Below are 6,091 nucleotides of genomic sequence, written 5' to 3'. Positions count from 1 at the left end.
CCCGAGCCGCGACACGCAGTGTCGCAATGAGCAGGTCAGTCCTCGTAGGCCGACAGCGGCGGGCAGGAGCACACCAGGTTGCGGTCGCCGTAGGCCTGGTCGACGCGGCGGACCGGCGACCAGTACTTGTCCTCGCGCAGCGACGACACCGGGTAGGCCGCCTCAACCCTGCCGTAGGGGTGGTCCCAGTCGTCGGTGACCAGGCAGTCGGCGGTGTGCGGGGCGTTGCGCAGCGGGTTGTCCTTCTTGTCGTACTCGCCGGAGGCGACCTTGGCGATCTCGCCGCGGATCGCGATCATGGCGTCGCAGAATCGGTCGAGCTCGGCCAGGTCCTCGCTCTCGGTGGGCTCGATCATCAGCGTGCCGGCCACCGGGAAGGACATCGTCGGCGCGTGGAAGCCGTAGTCGATGAGGCGCTTGGCCACGTCGTCCACGGTCACACCGGTCTCCTTGGTGATCTGGCGCAGGTCCACGATGCACTCGTGGGCGACCAGGCCCTCGCGGCCGGTGTAGAGGACCGGGTAGTGCGGTGCCAGGCGGCGGGCGAGGTAGTTGGCCGACAGGATGGCCTGCTCGGTGGCCGCCCGGAGCCCCTCGGCGCCCATCATCCGGATGTAGGCCCAGGAGATCGGCAGGATGCCCGCCGAGCCGTACGGCGCGGCCGAGACCGGGCCGACCGGCGAGCCGTCGCGCAGCGGGTGCCCGGGGAGGTACTCGGCGAGGTGGGCGCGGACCGCGACGGGCCCGACGCCGGGACCGCCGCCGCCGTGCGGGATGCAGAAGGTCTTGTGCAGGTTCAGGTGGGAGACGTCCGCCCCGAACTCGCCCGGCTTGGCCAGGCCGACCAGCGCGTTGAGGTTGGCGCCGTCGACGTAGACCTGGCCGCCGGCCTCGTGCACCAGCTCGCAGATCCGGGTGATGCCCTCCTCGTAGACGCCGTGCGTGGACGGGTAGGTCACCATGATCGCAGCGAGCCGGTCGCGGTTCTTCTCGATCTTGGCGGCGAGGTCGCCGAGGTCGACGTTGCCGTCGTCGTCGCAGGCCACCACGACGACCCGCATGCCGGCCATGACGGCGCTGGCGGCGTTGGTCCCGTGCGCGGAGGAGGGGATGAGGCAGACGTCGCGGCCGGATTCGCCGCGCGCCCGGTGGTAGGCGCGGATGGCGAGCAGGCCGGCGAACTCGCCCTGGGAACCGGCGTTGGGCTGGATCGACACGGCGTCGTAGCCGGTGACCTCGGCGAGCCAGCCCTCCAGCTGCCCGATCAGCTCGGTGTAGCCGGTGCCCTGCTCGGCGGGGGCGTAGGGGTGCAGGCCGGCGAACTCCGGCCAGGTGATCGGCTCCATCTCGGTGGTCGCGTTGAGCTTCATGGTGCACGAGCCCAGCGGGATCATCGACCGGTCGAGTGCGATGTCCCTGTCCTGCAGCCTGCGCAGGTAGCGGAGCATGGCGGTCTCGGAGCGGTGGCTGTGGAAGACCGGGTGGGTCAGGAAGTCGCTCGTCCGGGTCAGGGTGGCGGGCAGCGCGTCGTGGGCGGAGGCGTCCAGGTCGGCCAGGACCGCGCCGCCGGCGCCGAAGGCGGCCAGCACCCGCTCGATGTGCGGCAGCTCGGTCCTCTCGTCGCAGGAGACGCCGACGTGGTCGTCGTCGGCGAGCCGCAGGTTGACTCCGTTGTCGCGGGCCGCGGCGACGACCTCGGCGGCCCGGCCCGGGACGCGGGCCAGCACGGTGTCGAAGAAGGCGTCGTGGACGACCTCGACGCCGCCCTGGCGCAGGCCCTCGGCGAGGACGACGGCGTGGCGGTGGACGCGGCGGCCGATCCTGCGCAGCCCCTCGGGGCCGTGGTAGACGGCGTACATCCCGGCGATCACCGCGAGCAGCACCTGCGCGGTGCAGATGTTGCTCGTGGCCTTCTCCCGGCGGATGTGCTGCTCGCGGGTCTGGAGCGCGAGGCGGTAGGCGGGGCGGCCGTCGGCGTCCTGGGAGACGCCCACCAGGCGGCCGGGCATCTGCCGCTGCAGGCCGTCGCGGACCGCCATGTAGGCGGCGTGCGGGCCGCCGAAGCCCATCGGCACACCGAACCGCTGGGTGGAGCCGACCGCGATGTCGGCGCCCATCTCACCGGGGGCGGTCAGCACGGTGAGGGCCAGCAGGTCGGCGGCGGCGACGACCTGGGCGCCGCGGGCGTGGGCGGCGTCGGCGACGGAGCGGAAGTCCCTGATCCGGCCGCTCGCGCCCGGGTACTGCACGAGCACGCCGAAGCAGTCGGGCAGCTCGGCGGTGAAGTCGCTCTCGACCAGCTCGATGCCGAGCGGCTCGGCGCGGGTGGCGAGCACGGCCTTGGTCTGCGGCAGGGCGTCGGCGTCGACGACGAACACGTTGGAGGCGGCCTTGCCGGCGCGGCGGGCCAGGGTCATCGCCTCGGCGACGGCGGTGGCCTCGTCGAGCAGGGAGGCCCCGGCGACGTCGAGGGCGGTCAGGTCGGCCACGACCGTCTGGAAGTTGAGCAGGGCCTCCAGGCGGCCCTGGGAGATCTCCGGCTGGTAGGGCGTGTAGGCGGTGTACCAGCCCGGGTTCTCCAGGAGATTGCGGCGGATGACGGCCGGGGTGATCGTGTCGTGGTAACCCAGGCCGATCATCGAGGTGAGCACGGTGTTGCGGGAGGCGAGGGCGCGCAGCTCGGCGATGGCCTCCGGCTCGCTCGCCGCCGGAGGGAGGTCGAGCCGGTCGGCGATACGGATCGCCTCCGGCACGGCCACCGCGAGGAGGTCGGCGGCGGAGGCGAAGCCGACCGTCTCCAGCATGCGGGCCTGGTCTGCGTCGGCCGGGCCGATGTGACGGGTGGAGAAAGGCGGGGAGCTGAGCTCACCGAGCGGTGACAGGTCGGTCATGGAAAGCCTCCCGAGGCTGGTGGAGACCGGCGCTGAGCGCGGGCGTATGCCGGGTCTCCCCCTCTGTCATCTCCACCTGAGAGCTTCACCTTCCCCGCCGGGGAGGGCTTTCACCGTCGGTGAGACACGCCTGGCGGGCGCACCTGCTTTCCAGAGTCGCCTCGTCCGTGCGGTACAGGGTGCCTGAGAGATTCCGGGGAGGTTTGCTCCTTCGGCGCCCCGGTCGAGCCGGGGTCTCTCCCGCACGGTGTCTGCGGCCAGACCAACTTTACCCGGTTCGCCGGGCTCTGCGACGGCGGGCCAGCTCATCCGCCTGATGATCTCCTAAAGGGCTGTGGGACGCCTCCGCCCGCTCGCCGGGCAGATCGGCCAGGGAACCCTCCACCTCCTGCCAGACGCGGCCCAGCGCGATGCCGAAGACGCCCTGGCCGCCCTGGAGGAGGTCGATGACCTCGTCGGGCGAGGTGCACTCGTAGACGCTCACGCCGTCGCTCATCAGGGTGATCTGGGCGAGGTCGCTGACCCCGCGGTCACGGAGGTGCTGTACGGCGATGCGGATCTGCTGGAGGGAGACGCCGGTGTCGAGGAGGCGTTTGACGACTTTGAGGACGAGGATGTCGCGGAAGCCGTACAGTCGCTGGGAACCTGAGCCCTGGGCGGCCCTGACCGTGGGCTCGACGAGCCCGGTGCGGGCCCAGTAGTCGAGCTGGCGGTAGGTGATGTCGGCGGCGGCGCAGGCGGTGGGGCCGCGGTAACCGACGTCGGCGGGCGGGCTCACCGGCGCCCCGTCGAACAGCAGACCCTCTTCGCCCGCGCGCTGACAGGCCTCCCCGCGCCGTTTCGGGTCATCCTGATCGGCGTTTCTACCCTCGCCGCTGCTGACCGCCACGCGGACCTCCGGCTTTCTCTCATCCCGCGGCCTGATCTGGGGGTTTACGCGCGGCCCCGGGGTTCACTTGCACCGTAGGCTCGGGGCCAAGCCCAGTCAACGACCCCACCCGGCGCGTCGTGAAGCGTAAATGCACCGAAATACCTACCCCGCGCGACCGAAGTCCTCGGGCGTGATTGTGTCAAGGAACTCCCTGAACTTCTCCACCTCGTCCTCCTGGTCATCGGGGATGATCACCCCGGCCTCGGCGACCACGTCCTCGCTGGCGAAGATGCGGGCTCCGGTGCGCAACGCGAGGGCGATCGAGTCCGACGGGCGGGCGCTGACCTCCGTCCCGTTGGAGAACACGAGATCGGCGAAGAAGATGCCGTCCCGGAGGGCGACGATGTTGACGGTGGTCAACTGGACGTCCAAGGCGTCGAGCACGTCGCGGAAGAGGTCATGGGTGAGCGGCCGCGGTGGCGGCTCGTCGGCCTGGGCCATGGCGATCGCCGTGGCCTCGGTCATGCCGATCCAGATCGGCAGATAGCGCTCCCCATGTGCCTCCTTGAGCAGAACAATGGGCTGGTTGGAAGGCATCTCAACCCGAACGCCCACGACCTCCATCTGCAACACGGGCTGCTCCATCTTCGCTGGATTTCGACCGGTTCGTTCAACGTAACATCCGGGGGACTTCGGCCGTCCGGCCAGGGCTCACCGGCCCAGGGCCCCTCGAACGCCGGAACGCAGCAACGAGGCGTGTAATTCCAGCAGGAGCCCGGATATCTCCCGGGCCGTCTCATCGGCCTCGGCGATCGCTCCGGGGCCGCGGCGACGCAGCAGGGGGGCGATGGCCTGCTCCACCAGGCCGGCCTCGCGCTCGGCGGCGGCCTTGACCGCCCGCAGGTGGCGGGCGTGCAGGCCGAAGGCGGCCAGGGCGCCGACGCTGCGGGCCACCGCCAGGGCCTCGGCGTCGTAGTGGCGGGCCACGGCCTCCACCAGGCCGAAGTCCTCCAGCTCGGTCAGGGCCTCCTCGGAGAGCGAGGCGGCGGTCAGCAGCTCCGCGCGGGTGAGGCGGACCTCCCTGACCGGCTCGTCGGGCAGGGCCCGGGGCGGGGCGACCGGCCGCTCCTCGCGGTCGGCCGCCTCCAGCCGGTCCTTGATCACGCGCAACGGGAGGTAGCGGTCACGCTGCTCGCTGAGGATGTAGCGGAGCCGCTCGACGTCGGCGTAGGTGAACTTGCGGTAGCCGGAGGGGCTGCGCTCCGGCTCGATCAGCCCCTCGCCCTCCAGGAAGCGAATCTTGGAGATGCTGACGTCGGGGAACTCGCCCTGCAGCAGGGCGAGCACCTCCCCGATGCTCATGTGCGCACGAGCGGCCTGCGAGCTCATCATCCTCCAGAGGCGCCGCGGGTGAGGAAGACCAGCCGGAACTTGCCGATCTGTACCTCGTCCCCGCCGTAGAGCGGCACCTCCTCGATCCGCTCACGGTTGACGTAGGTGCCGTTCAGGCTGCCGACGTCACGGACGGTGAACATGCCGCCGCCGCGCCGGTAGAACTCCACGTGACGGCGCGAGACGGTGATGTCGTCCAGGAAGATGTCGCTCTCGGGGTGACGCCCCACGGTGGTCAGGTCGCTGTCCAGCAGGAAGCGGCTGCCGGCGTTGGGACCGCGCATGGCGACCAGCAGGGCCGTGCCCGGGGGCAACTGCTCGACGGCCTGCCGCTCGGCGAGAAGCGTCTCTCCGGTCTCCGCCTCGTACGCCTCGATCCCGGAGAGGGAGATGGTGGACGTGCTGTCTCCGGGTGACTCGTACTTGGTCAGCGGCGAACCGCATTGGGAGCAGAAACGGGCGTCCTCAGGGTTGGGGTGCCCGCACTGCGTGCAGTAGACGCTCGGCATCGATCGGCTCGGCCTCCTACCGCGAAGACGCGGCAACGGTGCTCAGGGATGCGCGCCTCGCTTCTTCGCTTCTCAAGTATTTTCTCTGACTGCGAATGCCGCAACATACACCAATGAGACGCAAAGATCAAGGCCGACGCTCGACCGCGGGTTCGGTCGGGACAAAGTTACCGCCGGGTGGCACTCCCGGTCCATGCCGCCGCGCCGAAGTTCTCACGGCGACGCTGCGCGTCGCGGCTCGCGGGCTCTTGATCCGGTGTCTTCCCTCGTCACTCCGCCGCTCCGCTCCTCCGCTCCTCAGTCCAGACACCGGCGCCCCCGAGCAGGCTCATGGCGACGCTGCGCGTCGCGGCTCGCGGGCTCTTGATCCGGTGTCTTCCCTCGTCACTCCGCCGCTCCGCTCCTCCGCTCCTCAGTCCAGACACCGG

5 protein-coding genes and 1 riboswitch are annotated in these 6,091 nt (G+C 70.8%); all 5 genes read right to left on the bottom strand.

Going from position 1 to position 6,091, the window contains the following annotated elements; all coding sequences use genetic code 11:
• Positions 1-35: 35 nt before the first annotated feature.
• A complete protein-coding gene (gene gcvP / locus ACFYSC_RS28035) occupies positions 36-2,891 on the bottom strand; it encodes an aminomethyl-transferring glycine dehydrogenase (RefSeq protein WP_389967668.1) in 2,856 nt (951 codons plus the stop codon).
• Between the two features lie 160 nt (positions 2,892-3,051).
• Positions 3,052-3,144, bottom strand: a riboswitch (glycine riboswitch).
• Between the two features lie 15 nt (positions 3,145-3,159).
• The gene (locus tag ACFYSC_RS28030; protein ID WP_389967666.1) at positions 3,160-3,780 is read right to left on the bottom strand and encodes a MerR family transcriptional regulator; all 621 of its coding nucleotides are present in this window, start codon (positions 3,778-3,780) and stop codon (positions 3,160-3,162) included.
• Positions 3,781-3,924: 144 nt separating this feature from the next.
• Entirely contained in the window at positions 3,925-4,395 is a 471-nt protein-coding gene (locus ACFYSC_RS28025) for a bifunctional nuclease family protein (RefSeq protein ID WP_362946398.1), read from the bottom strand.
• 78 nt (positions 4,396-4,473) lie between these two features.
• Positions 4,474-5,124 carry a MerR family transcriptional regulator gene (locus ACFYSC_RS28020; RefSeq protein WP_389967663.1) on the bottom strand — a complete coding sequence of 217 codons (651 nt, stop codon included), beginning with the start codon at positions 5,122-5,124 and terminating at the stop codon, positions 4,474-4,476.
• Positions 5,125-5,150: 26 nt separating this feature from the next.
• Positions 5,151-5,663, bottom strand: a complete 513-nt coding sequence (locus tag ACFYSC_RS28015) for an FHA domain-containing protein (RefSeq protein ID WP_362946393.1) — start codon at positions 5,661-5,663, stop codon at positions 5,151-5,153.
• Positions 5,664-6,091: the final 428 nt, after the last annotated feature.

Source organism: Streptosporangium sp. NPDC004379, from assembly GCF_042873875.1.
Lineage (GTDB): Bacteria > Actinomycetota > Actinomycetes > Streptosporangiales > Streptosporangiaceae > Streptosporangium.
Note: the sequence above shows the minus strand (reverse complement) of the source record. Positions and strands in the feature narration are given on the sequence as shown.